Raw genomic sequence first — 18982 nt, 5'->3', positions numbered from 1 at the left:
AAAAAATTGATTTTTTATCTTTAAAAAAACGCTCAAACAACGCTAATTCTATGTGCTTTACCCAGTATAATCTTTTGCAGCTTTTTAAACGAATCTGTTCCTGCAAATTCAAGCCAGTAAAAAACAAGTGTTTCTGCAGGCACAACGGCAATACCTTCAGAGTTGTAAAAATCCATGGCCGTTTGATAAAACTCATCCTCTCTTGATGTAGTTGCATCTTTGGCAACAACAACATTATAACCCTCAGCTTTTAAATCTACAGCTGTCGATAAGACACATATATGCGATTCTATACCTGTGAGAATAATGGTTTTCTTACCAGTTTGTTTAATTCTATTATTAATTTCATCTATCTTTAAGGCAGAAAAAGACATTTTATCAAATCTCTCTGCTGAATAATCAACAAGAAGAGACTTTAGAGGCTCTATAGTCTCACCAAGACCCTTGGGGTATTGCTCTGTATAAATCACTGGCATATTAAACTCATGAGCTGCCTCAATCAGCAATCTTATGTTTTTCACTGTTCTGTCAAGGTTTTTCATTACTTTGCATAGTTTTTCCTGCATATCGATAACAACCAGCAAACAATCCTCTTTTGCAAACATAAATCACCCCCTTTAGCCTTTTAAATAAGTTGAAATCTTGTTGGCATCAGACTTCTTTTTATTAAACTCACCCTGCATTATCTCCTTCTTTCTGGTAATTTTTTTAAGTAAATCATTGTTGTCATTTATCATTCCCTCCACAAACTTAAGCTCCTCTTCATCTGCTTCTTTTAAAACAAATAAATCCTTCAGCTGATAAAATAGATTATTTCTCTGTCTGAACAGTTTATCTACCTCTGCAAGGTTAAACTCTTTTTTATCAAGCAACTCTCTTAGATTTTCTGCATTCTCTTTTAATTTGATATAAATATCCTTTCTTGTGTTATCCATCACACAACCTTTCTATAAAAATACCCTCTCTTAAAGATCCGTTTGTTACAACAACACTTTCCATCCCAAAAAACTCAAGCAATCTTTTTAATAGATAAGCCCCCAAGACTATAACATCCTCCCGACCCTTTTGCAAAATAGGATAAACCTCAAGTAATTTATCCGAATTATATTTTAACATTTCATCTATGATTTTTTCAATAAAATCCTTGCTCAACTCAAGACCCTCTGTGGCATAATAGTCATACTCAACAAGACCCAATTTTATTGCAGCAAGCGTTGTAGGCGTGCCTGCATTGGCCACAAAACAATCAATATTAAAATCGCTTTTAACAAAGCGCTTTAGGTTATCGATAAAATAATCGCATGCCTCGTTCAGCTCACTTTCTTGAGGTGGATCATGTCTAATAAACATTTCAAGCAGCTTTACAACACCCAATGGCACACTAAAGCTATCTATAAGCTCAAAACCACGGCTAAATATAAATTCAGTTGAACCCCCGCCTATATCAACTGCAACCCACGATTTATTGGCTAATACTTCCCTTAAAAAGTAAATAATACAAAGATGTGTTAAAAAGGCCTCCTTCTTTCCATCAATAATCTCTATATCAAAACCTAACTCTTTAGCCTTATTAATAAATAATTCTGAGTTTTCTGCCTCCCTTGTTGCAGATGTTGCAAGACAAAAAACTTTCTCGACCTTATAACTATCTATAATAGCTTTATATTGTTTTAAAACTGCTATAGCTCTATCTATAGCCTGAGGTTTTAATAGGTGTGTTTTTGCAATATCCTCACCAAGTCGTGCTATTTTGCCTTTTCTTAATAGAAACTTAAAATTACAATTTTTATCTTTTTCAACTATTGCCAATCTGATAGTGTTTGTTCCAATATCAATTGATGCTGCTCTCATTATCCAACAAAGAGACCTTTAAGAGAAAGAAATATAGCGGCAGATAAAGCAGCTGCAATAGGCAGGGTTAAAAGCCAGGAAACAACAATATCCTTCAAAACCTTTAGATTCAAAGCACCTATACCTCTTGCCAGTCCAACGCCAATAACTGAACCCACAAGTGTGTGGGTAGTAGAGATAGGAAGACCCATCTTGGAACAAACAAGAACTGTAGTGGCTGCCCCAAATTCGGCTGCAAATCCCCTTGATGGTGTCATGTCTGTTATCTTTCTTCCAACAACCAATATAACCTTATACCCATACATCGAAAGACCCGCCACTATGCCAACCGCACCAACACTCAACACCCATATAGGCATGGAAAGTGCTTTATGGGCAGTCAAAGCAGATGCATAAACAGCTCCCATCAGTGGACCAACAGCATTTGCAACATCATTTGCACCATGAGAAAATGCCATATAAGATGCAGTTATAACCTGCAGGATAGCAAACACACGCTCAACCTGAGGGAATCTTCTTTTGTAGGGCAGGGTAGCATCAACCGGTATGTTGTCAACAATTTTATAAATAACAGCATAAAAAACGATACTAACAGCAATTGCTATCAATAAAGCGTGTGTAAAACTAAAGTTTAAGTGCAGGTTTTTTAGTCCTTTATAAAGCATTGAAAATACAAGCACCATAGACACCAAAAAAGCCAGAAAGGGAGCGTATTTTTTGGCTGCAACAACCGGTTTATCATCGGCTAAAATCTTCTTTGATATAAAAAGAAAAATAAAAAACGATATAATACCACCGCTGATTGGTGAGACAATCCAGCTTGCAACAATAGTTATAACCTTTCCCCACTCAATCGATGCAAGACCGTGCGTAACTATACCAAATCCCATTACACCACCGACAATTGAGTGGGTTGTGGACACTGGCATTCCCAATTTTGTTGCCATATTTACCCACAGGGCTGCAGCAAGGAGTGTTGCAAGCATACCCAGAGCAAACACCAACGCATCTTTACTGTATGCAGCAGGTGACACAATACCTTTTGCCACAGTCAAACTAACATGGTTGCCCACAAGCATGGCACCTGTAAATTCAAAAATAGCCGCTACAATAATAGCCTGCCTGAAAGACAAACTCCTTGCGCCAACACTTGTACCCATTGCATTTGCAACATCGTTAGCGCCTATATTCCAGGCCATATAGAATCCAAAAGCTGCGGCAAGTAAAATAACGATTAAGGGGCTCATTGTGAGATTATCAACCTGATTCTATTTGCCATTTTTTCGGCTGCATTGGCAATATCACCAGTTGTCTCTAAAATCTTCATCCATAACATCAGCGAAGCACAATCTAATTCCCCTGATCTATTTATTACGATCTTTGTAAGGTTATATTGAAGCACATCAGTTTTATGCTCACTTTCATTTACTTTATCCAATAGATCAATAACTGTTTTTGCTTCTGGTCCTGCAAATCCTGCCTCTCTCAATGCCTCCAATTCATCTATAACATTACTGGACAACTCTACAACATCCAATACAGCTTTAATAAATTCATCAATTTTATCTTTAAGCTCATCGGGTACTTTTATGATTTTAAAGCTCATCAAGACGCCCAGGTCTTCTGTTTTATCTGCAATTGCATCCATCGATGTTATTATCTGCAGCACATCACCGCGGGCTACAGGCATAAAGATACTATTTGGAAGACTCTGTCTTATGCTGTTTTTTATATTATCTGTTTGAAATTCATGATCTGATATCTCTTTTGCTATCCTTTCAACCTCTTTCTCATCACCATCCATAAAGGCCTTATAGAGTTGCGGAATCCTTGAAGTGCATTCCAATACCTCTTTCATCATCTCCCTCAAGGCTATAAAGGGAGATTTTCTAAATAGGTCAAATATACCCATCTAACCCTCCTGATTCAGCTCTTTAACCCTTTCGATAATATTCCTTGCCACATCCTCAAATGCCTGGGTTATAGGAGAGGTGGGATCTGCTACAACAATCGGTTTACCCTTATCTGCACCCTCTCTTACCTCAACATCTATCGGAATCTCGCCCAAAAAAGTTAAGCCTTTATCCTCTGCAAAACGCCTTGCACCACCGTGGTCAAAGATATCGGTTCTTGCTCCACAGTGTGGGCAGATAAAATAGCTCATGTTTTCTATAACTCCTAAAACAGGGATATTTAGCCTTTCAAAGAAATCGTTTGCCTTATAAGCATCGCTCATTGCAACATTTTGGGGTGTAATAACAATTATTCCACCGCTAACCTTTGTCTCCTGCGCAAGCGTCAACTGTGCATCTCCAGTACCGGGTGGCAAATCAACAACCAGAAAGTCAAGTTTCCCCCAACTGACATCCTCTAAAAACTGTTGAATCGCCTTATGAATCAAAGCTCCTCGCCAGATTACAGCAGCATCCTTTGGAACAAGGTTTCCAATAGAGATAACCTTAATACCGTATTTTTCTATAGGAAGGATTTTATCCTTGTGATTTGGATCAAGTGTAACAGGAACACCCTCAATCCCCATCATTGTTGGAACATTGGGTCCGTAGATATCAGCATCAAGCAGGCCAACTTTATATCCAAACTTTGAAAGTGCAAGCGCTGTATTAACACTAACAGTGGTTTTACCCACGCCACCTTTACCACTTGTTGTTGCAATCACATAGCGAATATCCGAAATCTTATCTTTAGCATCAACAACCTTTTCAATAACAAGCTCTACATCTTCAACGCCGTCCAATTTCTTTAACGCAATCGGTATGCTGCGTTTGAGCATATCAATAACGGCCTGATTTTTTTCCTGAGTTTTTATTTTGACAACAACTTTATTGCCCTCAACAACTACATCATCGATAATTCCTTCCTGAAGCACACTATGCGTTTTACCCGGATAAAAAACCTTTTTCAGCTCATCCAAAACTTTCTCTTTCATCTTTAACTCCTTTTAAGTGCCAATTGTCCAGCTGTTTAGATACTCTTCTTGTTCCTTTGTTAACTCATCAATGTTAACACCCATCGATTCAAGTTTAAGTCTTGCAATTTCCTTGTCAATCTCCTCTGGAACCCTGTAAACCTTTTTTTCAAGCTTATCACCATTCTCAACCAGATACTTAGCACTCAAAGCTTGATTGGCAAAACTCATATCCATAACAGCAGAAGGGTGGCCCTCAGCAGCAGATAGATTAACAAGCCTGCCTTCGGCTAATAGATATACACATCTGCCATTCTTTAGTTTATATTCTCTAACAAAAGGCCTTACATCACGCTCTGAAACTGCAATCTCTTTCAAACCTTTAACATCTATTTCTATATCAAAATGACCCGAGTTGGCTACAATAGCTCCATCCTTCATCAACTCAAAATGTTCTTTTCTAATTACATGCATATCACCCGTTACTGTGCAGAAGAAATCCCCAATTTTTGCTGCCTCAGCAATAGGCATAACCCTATAGCCATCCATCACAGCTTCAAGCGCCCTTAATGGGTCAACCTCCACAACAACAACATTGGCACCCATGCCAGAAGCTCTCATGGCAAGCCCTTTGCCGCACCAGCCATAGCCACACACAACAAACACGCTCCCGGCAATAAGCCTGTTTGTTGCCCTGATTATACCATCTATTGTTGACTGGCCCGTGCCGTAGCGATTATCAAACATATGCTTTGTATCTGCATCATTAACCGCAATCACAGGAAACTTTAAAACACCATTTGTTTCCATGCTTTTGAGTCTTATCACGCCTGTGGTTGTCTCTTCTGTGGAACCGATAATATTATCGGCAAGTTCAGACCTTTTTGAGTGAAGCAAAGACACCAAATCTGCACCATCATCCATGGTGATATTGGGTTTTTTATCAAGAACGGCATTTAAGTGGGCATAATAGGTATCTCTATCTTCGCCCTTTATAGCAAAAACAGGTATGTTATAATATTTTACAAGGGCTGCTGCCACATCATCCTGAGTGGAAAGGGGGTTTGAGGCACAAAGATAAACATCGGCTCCACCCTTTTTTAAGGTTACCATTAGATTTGCCGTTTCTGTTGTTACATGAAGACAAGCACCTATCGTTTTGCCTTCAAGGGGTTTATTCTTTTCAAAATCATCCTGAATGGACTTAAGCACATTCATCTGCTTAAATGCCCATTCAATCCTATTTTTACCCTCATCGGCTAAATTGATATCTTTTATATCGTAATCCATCTTCACAACCCCGCTTTCTTTCTTATTTCTTCGGCTTTATCTGTTTTCTCCCAGCTAAACTCAGGCTCTTTCCTGCCAAAATGGCCGTATGCAGCAGTTTTCTTATAAATAGGCCTTAAAAGATCCAATGTTTCGATCATACCCTTTGGCGTCATATCAAATGTATCGACGATTATTTTTTTAATATCCTCCTTTGGTAGCTTACCTGTTCCGTAGGTATGCAACATAATACTTACAGGCTCCTCAACACCAATTGCATAGGCAAGCTGCACCTCGCAGCGTCTTGCAAGACCTGCAGCTACGATATTTTTAGCAATATACCTTGCCATGTAGGCGCCGCTTCTGTCCACTTTCGTTGGATCTTTTCCAGAAAATGCACCACCGCCATGGGCTGCAACACCACCGTATGTATCAACAATAATCTTTCTTCCTGTTAAACCGGTATCTGCATGGGGTCCGCCAAGCACAAACCTGCCTGTTGGGTTAATGTATAGCTTAATATCTGGATCCCACATCTCTTGCGGAATTACATACCTTATCACATACTGCACGATGTCCTTTCTTAACTGTTCAAGCTCAATATTGGGATCATGCTGAGCAGAAACAACAACCGCCGTTACTTTATCAGGCTCAAAACCTTTATATCTTATCGTTACCTGCGTTTTACCATCGGGTCTTAAATAGGGCAGAAGCCCTTGTTTTCTAACATCGGCAAGCCTCTTTGATAGCTTATGGGCATAAACAATAGTCAGAGGCAAAAACTCATCAGTCTCATCGGTTGCATAACCAAACATCATACCCTGATCGCCTGCCCCTAACTTTTCACCTTTATTGACGCCTATGGCAATATCAGGGGATTGCCTATCAATAGATGTAACAACAGCACAGGATTTATAATCAAGACCGTAATCTGCATTGGTATAGCCAATCTCTTTTATCGTCTGTCTTACAACCTCAGGAATTTCAACATAGGTGTTTGTTGAGATTTCTCCAGCTACAAACACAATGCCTGTTGTTAACATTGTTTCGCAGGCAACGCGGCAGTTTTTGTCATCTTTAATAATGGCATCCAAAATAGCATCAGAAATTTGATCTGCAACCTTATCTGGATGACCCTCTGTAACAGATTCTGAGGTAAAAAGGAAGGTTTCGTTGTTATTCATAGCCAACTCCTCTATACAAAAAAATGGTGCCGAAGAGGGGGGTCGAACCCCTACGGGCGTAAAGCCCACTAGACCCTGAATCTAGCGCGTCTGCCAATTCCGCCACTTCGGCACTTTTGAAGTGATTATAATCAAAAGTTTATCTTTGTCAATTCAAATACTAACCATGTAAGGTTTAAATTATCCTTTTACTAACAGCTCCATAGCCTTTTCATAGAGCCTGTTGTTACCCACTACCTTCAGACTTAGCGGGTCGAAGAAGAGGATTTCTGCTGAAGCAAAGGTGTCTATAACCCTGGTATACTTATCACTGTCTGGGATAAAGTAGCCGTTTTTTACTATAGAGGATGCAATATCTTCAAATATCTTCCTATCTTCTTTACTAACTTTACCAGAGAAATTCATAAAATGCATTATCTCAGTGTATGCCAGCCATTGCTGGTGTTCAAGATACTCTTTGAGATTTTTAAACTCACCTATATTTCTCTTCAACTTCTGCAAAAGCGGTATACATCCACCAAGGTAGTAGTAAATCATATCTATATCATTCTTTTTGAAGCCTTCAGAGGTTAGCCAATCATAAACAATTTCAAAGGGTAGATGGTCAACTTTATAAAACTCACTTGTTAGTTTTAGTTTTGCGTCGTTGTAGATTTTATCTATAAAAACAGTATTGGAAGAAATAATAGCAACATGCGATATATGGAGTTCTTTAGTTAACCTCACACAAAAATTCAAGAATTCCTTGAGAAGTTCTTTTTCTCCATTTATGTAAATATCCTCTAAAGTTTGAATCTCGTCAATAATTATTATTACTCTTTTATGCTTTGCAAGTTTACTTATTTCTCCTATCATCACATTAAACAGATCTTTTTCTCTGTTTTTAATTTCTTTTAAAATCTCGGCTTCTATCTCAAATATACCCACAGACATACGGGCATTAATCTTCTTTTTTTCTTTTATTTTTTTATCTGTAGGTTTTATGAAAGCCTCAAGAAACGAGTTGTAATTTGTAATCAAGTATCCCCTTAGATTCATATACTTAACCCAGTAATTTTTCTTTGGTTTTAGCTGATCAAAATCCTCAAATAGCTCTTTTTCAACAACATACTCTACAATTGTTGTTTTGCCCGATGATTTAGGACCATAGATCCATAATATTTCTTTTGGTAAAGCATTAAACCAATCAACAAGAAAATTTATCTCTTTTTCTCTGTCTATAAGTTTTTCTCCTCTGAAGAATCTATCTGCCATAACCGCTCCTTATAAAAAATCGCTTAAAATATAATTAGACACAAATTTAGCACTGTTTGAACTTAAAAATATCCTCCCGCCCTTTATCTCTATCATACCTGCAGTTTTAAAATAATTCAATTGATCCTTATAATAATCAAGCAAATCCACTCCAAATCTATCCTCAAATTCTTTTATACTTACTCCATCTGTTTTTCTTAAACCAAACACAAAAGCCTCTTTTAAAAGCTCATCATCTTTGAGATTTTCCTCAACAACCCTGCAGGAGAGTGGATCCTTCATGTAATTTAGCACATCTTCCTTATTTTTAAACCTCTGTTTATTACAAAACGAGCTTGCCGATGCCCCAAACCCTAAGTAATTTTTAAACTCCCAGTATGCACAGTTATGGATGCTTCTAAATCCCTTTTTTGCAAAATTGGAGATTTCATACTGCAAAAAACCGTTTGCCTCTAAAAAATTACACGCCTCATTATACATAAGCCAAGCCTCATCATCATCAGAAATTACCAGCTTTCCATTTTCAAATAATCTATAAAACTCAGTATGTTCATCAATAGTCAAAAGGTAAATTGAAATGTGATTAATATCAAGGTTCACAGCTTCTTTCAGCTCTTTTTTAAATAAATCAACACCTTCACTAACGCCATACATTAAATCTAAGCTGATATTCTCAAATCCACTTCTTACAGCCTCATCAACTGCCTTGTAATTATCTTCAACACTATGCCATCTGCCAAGCTTTTTAAGCTTTTTTATATCAAAGGACTGCACACCCAGACTTAGCCTGTTAAATCCAAAACCAACAAGCTCTTTTAAATATCCCTTTTTAATAAACGGCACCGCCTCAATAGTGGCTTCTTTGATGTCGCAGCTAAACTTTTTATGTACTGCAGATAAAACATCCTCAATATGTGAAGGCTTCAAAACCGTCGGAGTTCCACCACCAAAATAAATGCTCTTTACCACACCACTACAATCGCTCAAACTTATCTCTCTTTTCAATGCCTCAACATAATCATCAATTAAGCCAAAAGATTTCTCAAGGGAATAAAAGCCACAATATGGACATTTTTTGTAGCAGAAAGGAATATGAAAATACAGATAAAGTTCATTCTTATCTGCGCCAGTTAAAGCCTTCACACCTTTAAAGTATCGCATAGTTTTATTCTAACTTATGAAAACAAGTCATGCAATAGGTAAAAAAACAGTGGTTTAGTGTCAACTGCAATCCCAAACTGCACCACCTGCGCAATACAAAAATGCACCACTTTACTAAAAAATTTTTTCTAAATCTAAAAGAACACCAGCCTTTCTTTTCTGTTTAAGTCTATAGCTTTCCCCTTGAATATTGAGTATATGACTGTGATGGATAAGCCTATTTTGTCAGGATTTACACAGTTTTTGTGAGGGGTCTTGAAGGTTTTTATACCACTCTAAAACATTTTTCAAATGTTTTAAATAAACATTAAATCTTGAAAATAGCTCCTCTGCAACCTCCTCTCTGTAAGTATGGGAAGTAAGATTTCTATCATCTATCATTTTAAGAAATTGCACCACATCTTTCTCTTTCATATAACCTGCAGAAAAAAATTCTCTAACACAAGACTTTGGGCTTCTACATTCAATACCATCAATCTCCCTTAAATAACTTTTCATAAATTTCCACAATAATTCTACTGTAAATTTAAAGCGTTGTATTGCACTATCTCTAAAGTAGCCGTATTAGTCTTCATCTGCCTGTTTAGCTTTAAAATATGCCTGACTAAATCTATCAAATGCCTTTTGCAAAGTTTCAAAATACTCATCTACATCTTTCTCCCTCTTTTAGGATTTTATCGTATAATTCACTGTTTTTATTTAAAACAACCAGATCAACTTTAAAAGGAAAATTACTTTCCTCAAGAAGTTCTTTTAACAACACAATTTTTGCTGAGATATCCATTTCTGAAACAATAGCAATATTCACATCAGAAAAAGGAAAGTTTATCTTTTTAGCCCTTGAGCCAAATAGATAAATCTTAACCTTGGAGTCTTTGAAAAAATCTATCAGGTATTGTTTTAGGTCGTTTATACTTATTAATTCACTACTCTTCACAATTGGCCAGTAATATTAAAACTTTTTAAACAACACGGTCAGCCAGGCAATCTCCTGCTGATTCGTTTTACTTTTTGCAACTAAATCCACGCTGTATAACCAGTAATTTCTATTCTCAGGAATTACTGCAGTAGGTGCATTTACATGTGTAACATCTGTAATCTTTGCATAAACAGTATAGTTGCCCAAATCCCTCTTCCAGTCGTAGTAATTGATTATATCCTGCGGGCTTGAATGACTTATGCAGTGCTGGAATTCTTCATCTCCGCCACATATTTGATAACATGAGCTATTTGGCCACTTCCAATCATCAACCGACTCTGCAGGTTTAAGCTTGCAACTATGCAAAACAGTTACGCTGGAAATAACATCTCTTCTCCAATCGCTTGCATCCAGCCTGTCGATGTCGTAATAAAGCAGTAGCTCTGAAGCCCCCTTTGCTGCCTCTAATGCTGATGTGTAAACCTTAAAACTACCCGAAATCTTTGTGGATCTAAAAACCAAACTCATCAAAATAGCTATCAGGGCAAGAGCTATGAAAGATAAAAATAAAGTTGTTACAAGCGCAAGGCCCTTTTTGCTGCTCAGCATTTATTTCTCCTTGGGTGATAGATTTAACGGATTAACAACAAGCTCTATAGTTTTCCATCTATAATGCCTCTGTTTTTCAGTCAAATGGTCGACATTCAATACCCCTGTTCTATCATCACCAACTGCAATTGTTGAGTCATCGTAATAAAAATTTGGATCATACTTACCTATCTGCTGGACAATAAAAACCCTGACCTGTTTTAGATTACTTCTTTGAGCAGCTGCATCATCTGTCATAACCTGCTTCCAGATAATTTTATTACTGTTTTTATCATATACTCCAAAAGCAACCTGAAAATCCAGAATACAATCAAGAAGAGGCTGAGGGTTATTTCTTTTTCCATCAGCCTGATTTATATTGGCTCTGTAGAGTTCATATGTTCCTGAAGCACATCTTGAAGGCATGGTTGAGGGTAAATAAAGAAAATAATCTGCCCTGTTAAACGGCATACGTGGTTGCTGAGAGCTAATACCAAAGGCAAGAAAAATCCTCTGGCCCGATGGATATTGAAAAGATGATTTTTTATTGTAACCTATAAACCTAAATCTATTAAGGTCAATCTCAGAAAAATAGGTATCTGATATCTCATCACTTTGATTTAAAGGTATATATTTATATTTTGTTAAATAACCCCAGTTTCTTACATAATCGTTTAAAGATGCAACTGTTGACTTAATTACCAAAACATCAGAGTTATTTGGTCCACTACCGTTATCAGATACAAAAGGCCGCGGGGGGTTGTTTGGGGCATCGTTAAATGTTGTAGGGTTAGGGGAGTATTTTGAATCGTCAACAGCTTCGTTGTAGTTATCAAGCACATAAGGCAAACCAAAACCAGCCATCTCTATATCTTTTCTTAATATGTTTAAACCAACAAGGCTGTTTATATTATTTTCTGCAATGCCCACCTGTCTTGCTTGATGTCTTAAAACATAAATAAAACTTTGAGACACAGCAGCTATTACAAGAACAAATATAACCATAACAACCAATAACTCTACAAGCGTCAAACCTTTTTTATTCATTTGTAAATCACCGTATCAATTGAGTAGGAGTGTTTTTTAGATGGTGGATAAAAATATTCAACCACAACCTCAACATTATTATTACCATTAACAAAACTTGATGGGTCTGGAGCATTTACAACATAGAGTTCTTTAAAATTGCGAAAATCCTTTGTTACATTATCACACTTCAAGCCAGCTCTTAAATTTTCAACGCATCTTTGTGCTATATTGATAGCAGCATTTCTTAAACTATTTTGAACATTTATTTTTGTATACATAGCTAAGGCAGAAAACAAACCCATAAAAATTATAAGGAATATCACCATGCTCACCAAAATCTCAATAAGTGTAAAACCCTTCTTATTCCTCAACATTACAATTATCTCCATCCCATTCACCAACAGCGATTCTTAGCCTTGATACGCTTATACATGTAGCTGGCTTGTTTTTTAATTCTAAAGAATATATTGTACCAACAATATTTGCAGAACCATCAATCCCAAAAGTCATATTGTCAGATCCCAATTGAAAACGATGGCCGAATCGTGTCTTTGTATTTATTACAGACACAAGCTTATTGCCGCAAGTCAATTTTAATTCATTTGAAGAGCTACACGAAACTGCGCAGTTGGTTTTCATGGTAAACGCCTTAACTCGTGCATCATTAAGCAGCGAGTAAATATTATATATGTCTTTTTTCACCTGTGTTTTTTTAGACCAGCTTGCATACATAGGGATTCCAATCGCAAGCAATATAACCGCTATTGCCATTACTACAATAAGTTCAATTAAACTAAAACCCCTGTTTTTCAAAATCAATGCTCCCAGATATAGATTACTTCGTTGCCCGAATGAGAAAACTCATTCAACGGCATTGGTTGTTCAGGAGTAACTCCTTTATGCCATTGTGTAGCCATTCCGTTGTTTTCGGTAAATGATGTTTTTGCATTTATAGTATGAACAGCACCTGTTGAAGTTTGCAAAAGCAATATTGCTTGAGGTAGTGATTTTAAATTAACAGTATAAGAACCACATTTATTTAATATAGAATCCCCTGTTGCACAGTTTAATCTCAAAACTCTTGAACGTCCACCAAAACCACATATATCAGAGGTAGGCTCAGTAGTGGCAAAAAATACAACATTGAAATCGCTTACCATAGGATCCGATAAAACTCTTTCTTTAAGATATCCGTCTTCAGAACCATTAAGCTCCCTATACCAGCTTCTTATTACATTGTTTCCAAGGTCGGAACAGATAGCTGAGCTGTCATTTGTGACATCAGCAACATTAGCATTTACAAGAACTTTACCGTTATCATCTAAACTCAAAGCTAAACCATACAATCTTTCTTTCTGGCCAGATAATGGATTGTCTTCTTTGAAAAACCATTTTCCTGTTCCAAAATATATATAACCCCTATTGAAGCATTTAGCAAACTTGATATTTGATGTTACCGGTGTAATAGCTCTATTAAAATATACTGTTGTTGTCCATTCGTTTACATTATCACTATTTGTATTCAATTCTACCAATGCCCCTTTCATATTATTTATATCACCGTCAAAGATTGTTGCACCTGCAAAAACCGCATCTGTATTGCCGTCGTTATTCAGATCAACACCGTTATTAAAGAGCCTTCCGCAAAATGCCCTTTGTAAACCTGTATCGATTTCCCTTTCAAGTTTACCACTTAAAAGATCAAGAACAAAAAATCTTAAATCCGTATATACACCACCCTTGTAGTTATCAGGTCCGCTGCCAAACACAACATATCTCTTAGATCCTCTTTTTACAATCGCAGGGCCGGAGTAGGTAAATCCCAGATCTTTATTTGTAAACTCCCATAAAAACTTAGGTTTTAAAGGATTGGTAATATCAAGAGCAAAGTAAGATGACAAACCTATACAATCTGATGAAGATGTATTACTACATGTATCCTTGGGCGGGTTTATACAGCCATTATCTGTGCAACCAACTGCTCCACCCAACCTCATACCACCAATTAATATAATTTTATCATAATATCCATCGCCATTCGTATCTAACCTTAAAATATAAGGTGTTAAATCAACAAAATAATAGTGACAATAATCAGGATCAGCCAACACCCTTAAATAGGGCAGGGCATTCCTTGGTATAAATGCCCATAACTCCTTACCCACATCATTATTCTCATCGACAGTTGAATTTATGTTATTCACAAGTCTTAATTTTTGATTTGACTCAAGATGATTGTATTTTACCTTACCAACCAAGAAGGCATGAAGCATACCATCATTTGCTCCAACATAAACCACAGAAAAATTATCGTAGTCAACTACCTTGGGTGTAGAATAAATAATATCTCCAAGTTTCCAAATACCATTACCTGTATCTCTATTCCTGTAACCATTTATGTCAATTCCATAAATATATTTTTCTAAGTTTCCTAATGTTATTGCTTTAGACAATTTATAATTTTCATTGTCATCATCAATTACACCATCATTATTCTCATCACCAAATATGGTTGAATTATCAACATCTTTGAGTTCTATTAAGTGATTTTCTGAATTATCGTCAAAAGCGGGTGTATATATTTTCCTATTATTCAAGGGGTCATTATCTTCTTCCAATATTTTTCCTGATTCCACCACAGGTATTAATTCATTCAGAGTTTTAATTTGAGGCTGAGAGCTATTATCTATAATACCACCGCAGGTACTTTTATACACAGATATTTTGGTTGCTGTTTCCCCATACTGTATTATATTATCTCCTCCGCTATCTCCATTGGGCTGACAAATATCAAGTATTTTATTTTCAATTGTGTCTTCTCTGATATTATTAACTAACTCTCCATTGGCATAATAATTATACAACCACCATGTAAATAAATAACCCATCCAATCAACTGAATAGTTACTACTAAAGCTTCTTGAAGGATAAAACGCAGCTTGCAACATCAAAGACCCGAAACGATTTTTTTCTGACAAAACGGAAACAGAAGATCCAGAAGAGGCTTGTTTGAGAATCTCAGAAAATACATTGGTTATTGCCTTTTTTAATTCCTCCGGATTATTACCAAGAAAGAACCCATAAGGACCTGTATTATCCTTATTCTTTTTCACTTCAGGATTATTTTGTAGATTTTCAAGATTTTCCGTTTGAGTTAATGATGTGTTAGGATAACCATCATTGGTTAAGGCAATAGAATTGTTTGAGCCCAAATTATAGGGCTTACCATTATTATCTTTATCAAGATAGTTTCCATAAACAGCCATCCATTTTAAAGCATTTGTTCCTGAATCTGTTGGGCTTGCAAACATAGATATTGAGTAAGTCTCCACTTTTTGGTTACCGCTTAAGGATGGGACTAAATCGGCTGTTCCCCCGCGCCACATTTCATCTATCGGTCTTATTGGATCACTGCTTGTTTTAGTACTTGGAGTATTCCACTCACCATCTGACATTACAATTATAAAATTCTTTGTACATTTAACCTTCTGCTCCTGACCGTTAACTATAAATTCATAAGGGTCAACATTACCATAATTAGATAGATTCTTTTCTTTAAATAACTTCTCTACATCATCTAAAGCTATCTTTGTCGCTGTTGCACCGTTTGGAGATGTGTTATTAATTTTATTAATAAGTGTTGAATAATCATAAGATAACCCAATCCTATCAATAATATCGCCATTAAAAAGAATTGAACCAATTCTTGGTTTCTGCTTAAGTCTTTCAATTTCCTGCAAAATTCCCTCAACTTGCCCCAATGTTGAATTGTAAGTTGACGCATCTTGCTTCTTTATCCGTTCCCACCAATTTGAGTTACCTGAATAAGTAAACGTTGTCTCAATATAATTACTGTTATAAATTTTCCCTCCTGTCAAAATCCATCTTAGAATATCAACTCTGGACATAATCAACCAATTCAATACGTTGCCGCTAAAAGCATGTTTTTTAGTAAAATAAAAATAAGAATCATAAAAATTTGCTGTCGATGATGCATCATATTTTACTGTATCATTATTTGAGTTACTAAACGAAACAGTTGAATCTATATACCAATAACCATAACAATCATAGCCATTCAAACCATATATGCTTACACTGTTCCACTTACTACACTTATACATTTTATCTGGTTTAAAATAACCATAATAAGTTTTATTAGGATCATAACCGGATGTATCTCCAGGATAAGCAAAAAAAGTCATACTGCCCGAATAATCCAATACAAGCATAACATTGGATGGTGATTCTGATATTAAAAACGGAGGAATTGAACAATATTTACTCAATTCAACTGTTGCCGAAAAGGAAACATTCACAAACATTGTAAAAGAAAAAAACAAAAACAATAAAATAATCTTATTTGCTTTTTTCATCTTAGCCTCCTGTTATTAATTGGCGCAAACTTATTTTTACCCAAAAAACCTTCAATATAATCGCCCTTTTTAGCATCAATATTGCCGTCTATTAAAAACAGACGGTTCCTGTATGTCTCACTAACAATTCTTATTAAGGTTTGGTTAGCTTTTTTCTTTACAACAACAGCTCTGACCATCAAAGGCTCGACACCTAAACTTTTTACATTTGATAGCTCTAAAACAGTAATTTGTTCATTTATATTGTGAGATTTATTGTTGATAGGAAAATCATAACCAAACACATCAACAGACAACAAACAAATTACTAACAAACCCAATATCAATACCTTTATTCTTTTCATACCCCACCTCAACTTTTTATTCTTATTTTAAAGCTACTCGCTCTTCGTTAAAAAATCGTGAAAATTTCATCATTTCCAGAATTTTTTTGCTATTTGAATGGCTTTTTGTTCAAAAAATTGCTTATAATACTCTAATGGCTTTATTAAATAAGGCACATTCTCTAAATTCTCAGGCAGATTGGCAAATTTTCTCTGAATTATATATTGAGCACCATCTATTCCAAATTTTTCTTTCACTTTTTCTAATCCCCAGAACAAATAATTCTCATCTTTTGAGTTCAAAATAAAATACAAATCGATTAAATCCTTTTCTTCATCTCTATCAATTAAGGCAGCAATTTTATTTACAAAAAGATCATCAAAACTATCCACACGCAAACCTTCAATTATTATACATTTATTGATTTGCTCAAATGGATAGAAGCTAAACTCAACCTTCAATGAATCATTTGTAAACTCAAGAAAAAAAAGCCTTCTATCGTAAATCTTTTCATATTTAATTTTTCTAATATGCGGCAGGGAATTAAGAAATGAAATAATCGTATTTATATCAAGTGCTTCTTTGTGTTTTGTAAAAAAATCAAGATCATAGGAGTAGCGATGCTTTAAATAAAATTCAGATAGCGCAGTTCCACCAGTAAAATAAAAATACTTATTCAATGCAGAACTTCTAAATTGGTCTAAAAAAAGCCTTTGAGTGTCAGTCAATATCTTCATTCAAGTTCACCTTTTTGTATAAGCTCATAGTAAAGCTTGATCAGCTTTTTGTTTGCGGCTGGCACATCCAATTCATCAAGCATATTATAAAGTTCAATAACGGTATTTTTATCTCTTCCAACCTGAGGAAAAAACAAGGCTATTTTTTGCAGTTTTGCCTTTTTTGATAGTTTTTTATAGTCCCAGAATATATCAATATTATCGTGTGGTTTATCATTCATTCTTATTTTCCAGCTCCCTTTCAAATATCTCCCATAGCTTAAGTTCTATATCAAAGGTCTTGAGTTTTACAGTTTCGTCCCAGTTGAATATCTCAGGAGCCTGATATATGCCATTTTCAAGAAAGTATCGTTCAATGTATTCCCTGTCTGGAAAAACGATTATGTATTCTCCTACGCCAAATTTCTCATAGAGTTGCTTTTTTTCTCTTCTGTCTTTGATTTCTGTGGATGGGGATGTGATTTCAATGATTAAATCCGGTGCACCTTTTATGTTGTCTTCTGTTATTTTATTTTTATCACACACAACAAAGATATCAGGCTGAACAATATTAAACTCATTAAAAACCACATCTGTGGGGGCGGAGAATGCCTCGCAACCCTTCTGTGAAAATTCCTTCTTATGAGAAGCAAAGATTGCTACTATATTCCAGCTTATCCTCTGATGTTTAACTTTTGGTGCAGGTGTCATATTGTATGCAGTGCCATTTATTATCTCCCAGCGTTCATCATCTGGCCAGTTTAGATAATCATGATAGCTATATTTTATAGACTCTTTTTTAGCAACCGGCATGTGAGCCTCCTGTGTAAATTTAAAACTCTATCAATACAGCGTTTTTTGAGCTTTTCAGTAGAGCATCTCTTAGTTTTTCAAATTGTTCAGAATAAAAAAGATGGCTTTTAAGCTTTGAGTCGCTTGCACCAAAATTATCAACAAAATCAAACTGCCTTGCAAGCCTTCTTGCTATAACATCCTCTCTTTTTCTGTTTGACGGAAAAACAACAACCCCCACAATAATTGCATGCTTTAGCAAATAATCTATATGCCAGCGCGGCTTTTCAATGGGTTTAAAATATCTTTTTATCCTCCTTTTTATGCCAGCCATAGCTGAACCCACATAGGCATAATACCCTGCTTTAAATGTAACCCTGCCGAGTGCACCAACTGCTATAACTGTTTTCCTATCAAGCTTTAATATTAAAGCATATGCGCCTTTTTTATTCAACAATCCTTGTTCTACTTTAAAATCCACCGCCCCATCGATATAACTTCTTTCTTTAAGATTTCATTTAAAATTATACCAAAAACGATCCATAAAATCGATAAAATTACAAATAAATGTCAAATCACCAACCAGCTTGCAC

Annotated in this window: 23 protein-coding genes, 1 tRNA gene and 1 pseudogene; all 25 read right to left on the bottom strand. The window is 35.9% G+C overall.

What is annotated here, in order from left to right; translation table 11 throughout:
* Positions 1 to 32: 32 nt before the first annotated feature.
* Complete coding sequence (locus EK17_RS04565) at positions 33 to 605, bottom strand: isochorismatase family protein (protein ID WP_035587891.1); 573 nt, start codon at positions 603 to 605, stop codon at positions 33 to 35.
* Positions 606 to 617: 12 nt separating this feature from the next.
* Entirely contained in the window at positions 618 to 935 is a 318-nt protein-coding gene (locus EK17_RS04560; protein WP_035587890.1) for a hypothetical protein, read from the bottom strand.
* Positions 928 to 1851: a Ppx/GppA phosphatase family protein gene (locus EK17_RS04555; protein WP_035587889.1), complete on the bottom strand. Its 924-nt coding sequence runs from the start codon at positions 1849 to 1851 to the stop codon at positions 928 to 930. Before EK17_RS04555 ends, EK17_RS04560 begins: the two co-directional genes overlap by 8 nt.
* Positions 1851 to 3098, bottom strand: coding sequence for an inorganic phosphate transporter (locus EK17_RS04550; RefSeq protein ID WP_051904427.1), 1248 nt, complete (start codon positions 3096 to 3098; stop codon positions 1851 to 1853). Before EK17_RS04550 ends, EK17_RS04555 begins: the two co-directional genes overlap by 1 nt.
* On the bottom strand, positions 3095 to 3763 hold the full coding sequence (locus tag EK17_RS04545) for a TIGR00153 family protein (protein ID WP_035587887.1): 669 nt from the start codon (positions 3761 to 3763) through the stop codon (positions 3095 to 3097). The genes EK17_RS04550 and EK17_RS04545 overlap by 4 nt, the downstream gene beginning before the upstream one ends.
* Positions 3764 to 4798 (bottom strand): Mrp/NBP35 family ATP-binding protein, encoded by a 1035-nt coding sequence (locus tag EK17_RS04540; protein ID WP_035587886.1) that lies wholly within the window; start codon positions 4796 to 4798, stop codon positions 3764 to 3766.
* Positions 4799 to 4810: 12 nt separating this feature from the next.
* Positions 4811 to 6067 carry an adenosylhomocysteinase gene (ahcY, locus tag EK17_RS04535; protein ID WP_035587885.1) on the bottom strand — a complete coding sequence of 419 codons (1257 nt, stop codon included), beginning with the start codon at positions 6065 to 6067 and terminating at the stop codon, positions 4811 to 4813.
* A gap of 2 nt (positions 6068 to 6069) precedes the next feature.
* Entirely contained in the window at positions 6070 to 7230 is a 1161-nt protein-coding gene (metK, locus tag EK17_RS04530) for a methionine adenosyltransferase (protein WP_035587884.1), read from the bottom strand.
* A 24-nt stretch (positions 7231 to 7254) separates the two neighbouring features.
* Positions 7255 to 7342, bottom strand: a tRNA-Leu gene (locus EK17_RS04525).
* A gap of 68 nt (positions 7343 to 7410) precedes the next feature.
* Positions 7411 to 8484, bottom strand: coding sequence for an ATP-binding protein (locus EK17_RS04520; RefSeq protein WP_035587883.1), 1074 nt, complete (start codon positions 8482 to 8484; stop codon positions 7411 to 7413).
* Positions 8485 to 8493: 9 nt separating this feature from the next.
* Entirely contained in the window at positions 8494 to 9645 is a 1152-nt protein-coding gene (hemW, locus tag EK17_RS04515) for a radical SAM family heme chaperone HemW (protein ID WP_084675082.1), read from the bottom strand.
* A gap of 114 nt (positions 9646 to 9759) precedes the next feature.
* Positions 9760 to 9867: pseudogene (locus tag EK17_RS09400) on the bottom strand (ATP-binding protein); the annotation flags it as partial.
* A gap of 3 nt (positions 9868 to 9870) precedes the next feature.
* Positions 9871 to 10143: a nucleotidyltransferase substrate binding protein gene (locus tag EK17_RS04510; RefSeq protein ID WP_232229303.1), complete on the bottom strand. Its 273-nt coding sequence runs from the start codon at positions 10141 to 10143 to the stop codon at positions 9871 to 9873.
* 17 nt (positions 10144 to 10160) lie between these two features.
* Entirely contained in the window at positions 10161 to 10292 is a 132-nt protein-coding gene (locus EK17_RS09535) for a hypothetical protein (RefSeq protein WP_269557958.1), read from the bottom strand.
* Positions 10289 to 10582 (bottom strand): nucleotidyltransferase family protein, encoded by a 294-nt coding sequence (locus EK17_RS04505; RefSeq protein WP_035587880.1) that lies wholly within the window; start codon positions 10580 to 10582, stop codon positions 10289 to 10291. Before EK17_RS04505 ends, EK17_RS09535 begins: the two co-directional genes overlap by 4 nt.
* A gap of 15 nt (positions 10583 to 10597) precedes the next feature.
* Positions 10598 to 11173, bottom strand: coding sequence for a hypothetical protein (locus EK17_RS09005; protein ID WP_051904426.1), 576 nt, complete (start codon positions 11171 to 11173; stop codon positions 10598 to 10600).
* Positions 11174 to 12199, bottom strand: coding sequence for a prepilin-type N-terminal cleavage/methylation domain-containing protein (locus EK17_RS04495; protein WP_035587879.1), 1026 nt, complete (start codon positions 12197 to 12199; stop codon positions 11174 to 11176). It abuts the gene before it with no gap.
* Positions 12196 to 12570, bottom strand: coding sequence for a type IV pilus modification PilV family protein (locus EK17_RS09000; RefSeq protein ID WP_084675080.1), 375 nt, complete (start codon positions 12568 to 12570; stop codon positions 12196 to 12198). Before EK17_RS09000 ends, EK17_RS04495 begins: the two co-directional genes overlap by 4 nt.
* Positions 12542 to 12994, bottom strand: coding sequence for a pilus assembly FimT family protein (locus EK17_RS04485; protein ID WP_051904424.1), 453 nt, complete (start codon positions 12992 to 12994; stop codon positions 12542 to 12544). Before EK17_RS04485 ends, EK17_RS09000 begins: the two co-directional genes overlap by 29 nt.
* A gap of 2 nt (positions 12995 to 12996) precedes the next feature.
* Complete coding sequence (locus EK17_RS04480; RefSeq protein ID WP_035587875.1) at positions 12997 to 16557, bottom strand: PilC/PilY family type IV pilus protein; 3561 nt, start codon at positions 16555 to 16557, stop codon at positions 12997 to 12999.
* Entirely contained in the window at positions 16554 to 16901 is a 348-nt protein-coding gene (locus EK17_RS04475; protein ID WP_035587873.1) for a hypothetical protein, read from the bottom strand. Before EK17_RS04475 ends, EK17_RS04480 begins: the two co-directional genes overlap by 4 nt.
* 69 nt (positions 16902 to 16970) lie before the next feature.
* Positions 16971 to 17618 carry a nucleotidyl transferase AbiEii/AbiGii toxin family protein gene (locus EK17_RS04470; protein ID WP_035587872.1) on the bottom strand — a complete coding sequence of 216 codons (648 nt, stop codon included), beginning with the start codon at positions 17616 to 17618 and terminating at the stop codon, positions 16971 to 16973.
* Positions 17615 to 17839: a hypothetical protein gene (locus EK17_RS04465; protein ID WP_035587871.1), complete on the bottom strand. Its 225-nt coding sequence runs from the start codon at positions 17837 to 17839 to the stop codon at positions 17615 to 17617. Before EK17_RS04465 ends, EK17_RS04470 begins: the two co-directional genes overlap by 4 nt.
* Complete coding sequence (locus EK17_RS04460) at positions 17832 to 18410, bottom strand: Uma2 family endonuclease (protein ID WP_035587870.1); 579 nt, start codon at positions 18408 to 18410, stop codon at positions 17832 to 17834. Before EK17_RS04460 ends, EK17_RS04465 begins: the two co-directional genes overlap by 8 nt.
* A 19-nt stretch (positions 18411 to 18429) precedes the next feature.
* Positions 18430 to 18870: a GIY-YIG nuclease family protein gene (locus EK17_RS04455; protein WP_051904423.1), complete on the bottom strand. Its 441-nt coding sequence runs from the start codon at positions 18868 to 18870 to the stop codon at positions 18430 to 18432.
* Positions 18871 to 18982 lie beyond the last annotated feature (112 nt).

The sequence above is a fragment of the Hippea jasoniae genome (assembly GCF_000744435.1).
Taxonomy (GTDB): Bacteria; Campylobacterota_A; Desulfurellia; order Desulfurellales; family Hippeaceae; genus Hippea; species Hippea jasoniae.
The sequence above is the reverse complement of the archived record's forward strand: the minus strand, read 5'-3'. Positions and strand labels throughout refer to the sequence as shown.

Bases quoted from the DNA above. Each gene is read 5' to 3' on its own strand.
- EK17_RS04560 (WP_035587890.1), bottom strand. From the start codon at position 935: ATGGATAACACAAGAAAGGATATTTATATCAAATTAAAAGAGAATGCA.
- EK17_RS04545 (WP_035587887.1), bottom strand. From the start codon at position 3,763: ATGGGTATATTTGACCTATTTAGAAAATCTCCCTTTATAGCCTTGAGG.
- EK17_RS04495 (WP_035587879.1), bottom strand. From the start codon at position 12,199: ATGAATAAAAAAGGTTTGACGCTTGTAGAGTTATTGGTTGTTATGGTT.
- hemW (WP_084675082.1), bottom strand. From the start codon at position 9,645: ATGCGATACTTTAAAGGTGTGAAGGCTTTAACTGGCGCAGATAAGAAT.
- EK17_RS04565 (WP_035587891.1), bottom strand. From the start codon at position 605: ATGTTTGCAAAAGAGGATTGTTTGCTGGTTGTTATCGATATGCAGGAA.
- EK17_RS04550 (WP_051904427.1), bottom strand. From the start codon at position 3,098: ATGAGCCCCTTAATCGTTATTTTACTTGCCGCAGCTTTTGGATTCTAT.
- EK17_RS04540 (WP_035587886.1), bottom strand. From the start codon at position 4,798: ATGAAAGAGAAAGTTTTGGATGAGCTGAAAAAGGTTTTTTATCCGGGT.
- metK (WP_035587884.1), bottom strand. From the start codon at position 7,230: ATGAATAACAACGAAACCTTCCTTTTTACCTCAGAATCTGTTACAGAG.
- ahcY (WP_035587885.1), bottom strand. From the start codon at position 6,067: ATGGATTACGATATAAAAGATATCAATTTAGCCGATGAGGGTAAAAAT.
- EK17_RS04555 (WP_035587889.1), bottom strand. From the start codon at position 1,851: ATGAGAGCAGCATCAATTGATATTGGAACAAACACTATCAGATTGGCA.
- EK17_RS09005 (WP_051904426.1), bottom strand. From the start codon at position 11,173: ATGCTGAGCAGCAAAAAGGGCCTTGCGCTTGTAACAACTTTATTTTTA.
- EK17_RS04470 (WP_035587872.1), bottom strand. From the start codon at position 17,618: ATGAAGATATTGACTGACACTCAAAGGCTTTTTTTAGACCAATTTAGA.
- EK17_RS04475 (WP_035587873.1), bottom strand. From the start codon at position 16,901: ATGAAAAGAATAAAGGTATTGATATTGGGTTTGTTAGTAATTTGTTTG.
- EK17_RS04465 (WP_035587871.1), bottom strand. From the start codon at position 17,839: ATGAATGATAAACCACACGATAATATTGATATATTCTGGGACTATAAA.
- EK17_RS04520 (WP_035587883.1), bottom strand. From the start codon at position 8,484: ATGGCAGATAGATTCTTCAGAGGAGAAAAACTTATAGACAGAGAAAAA.
- EK17_RS09535 (WP_269557958.1), bottom strand. From the start codon at position 10,292: ATGAGTATTTTGAAACTTTGCAAAAGGCATTTGATAGATTTAGTCAGG.
- EK17_RS04460 (WP_035587870.1), bottom strand. From the start codon at position 18,410: ATGCCGGTTGCTAAAAAAGAGTCTATAAAATATAGCTATCATGATTAT.
- EK17_RS09000 (WP_084675080.1), bottom strand. From the start codon at position 12,570: ATGGAGATAATTGTAATGTTGAGGAATAAGAAGGGTTTTACACTTATT.
- EK17_RS04510 (WP_232229303.1), bottom strand. From the start codon at position 10,143: ATGAAAAGTTATTTAAGGGAGATTGATGGTATTGAATGTAGAAGCCCA.
- EK17_RS04480 (WP_035587875.1), bottom strand. From the start codon at position 16,557: ATGAAAAAAGCAAATAAGATTATTTTATTGTTTTTGTTTTTTTCTTTT.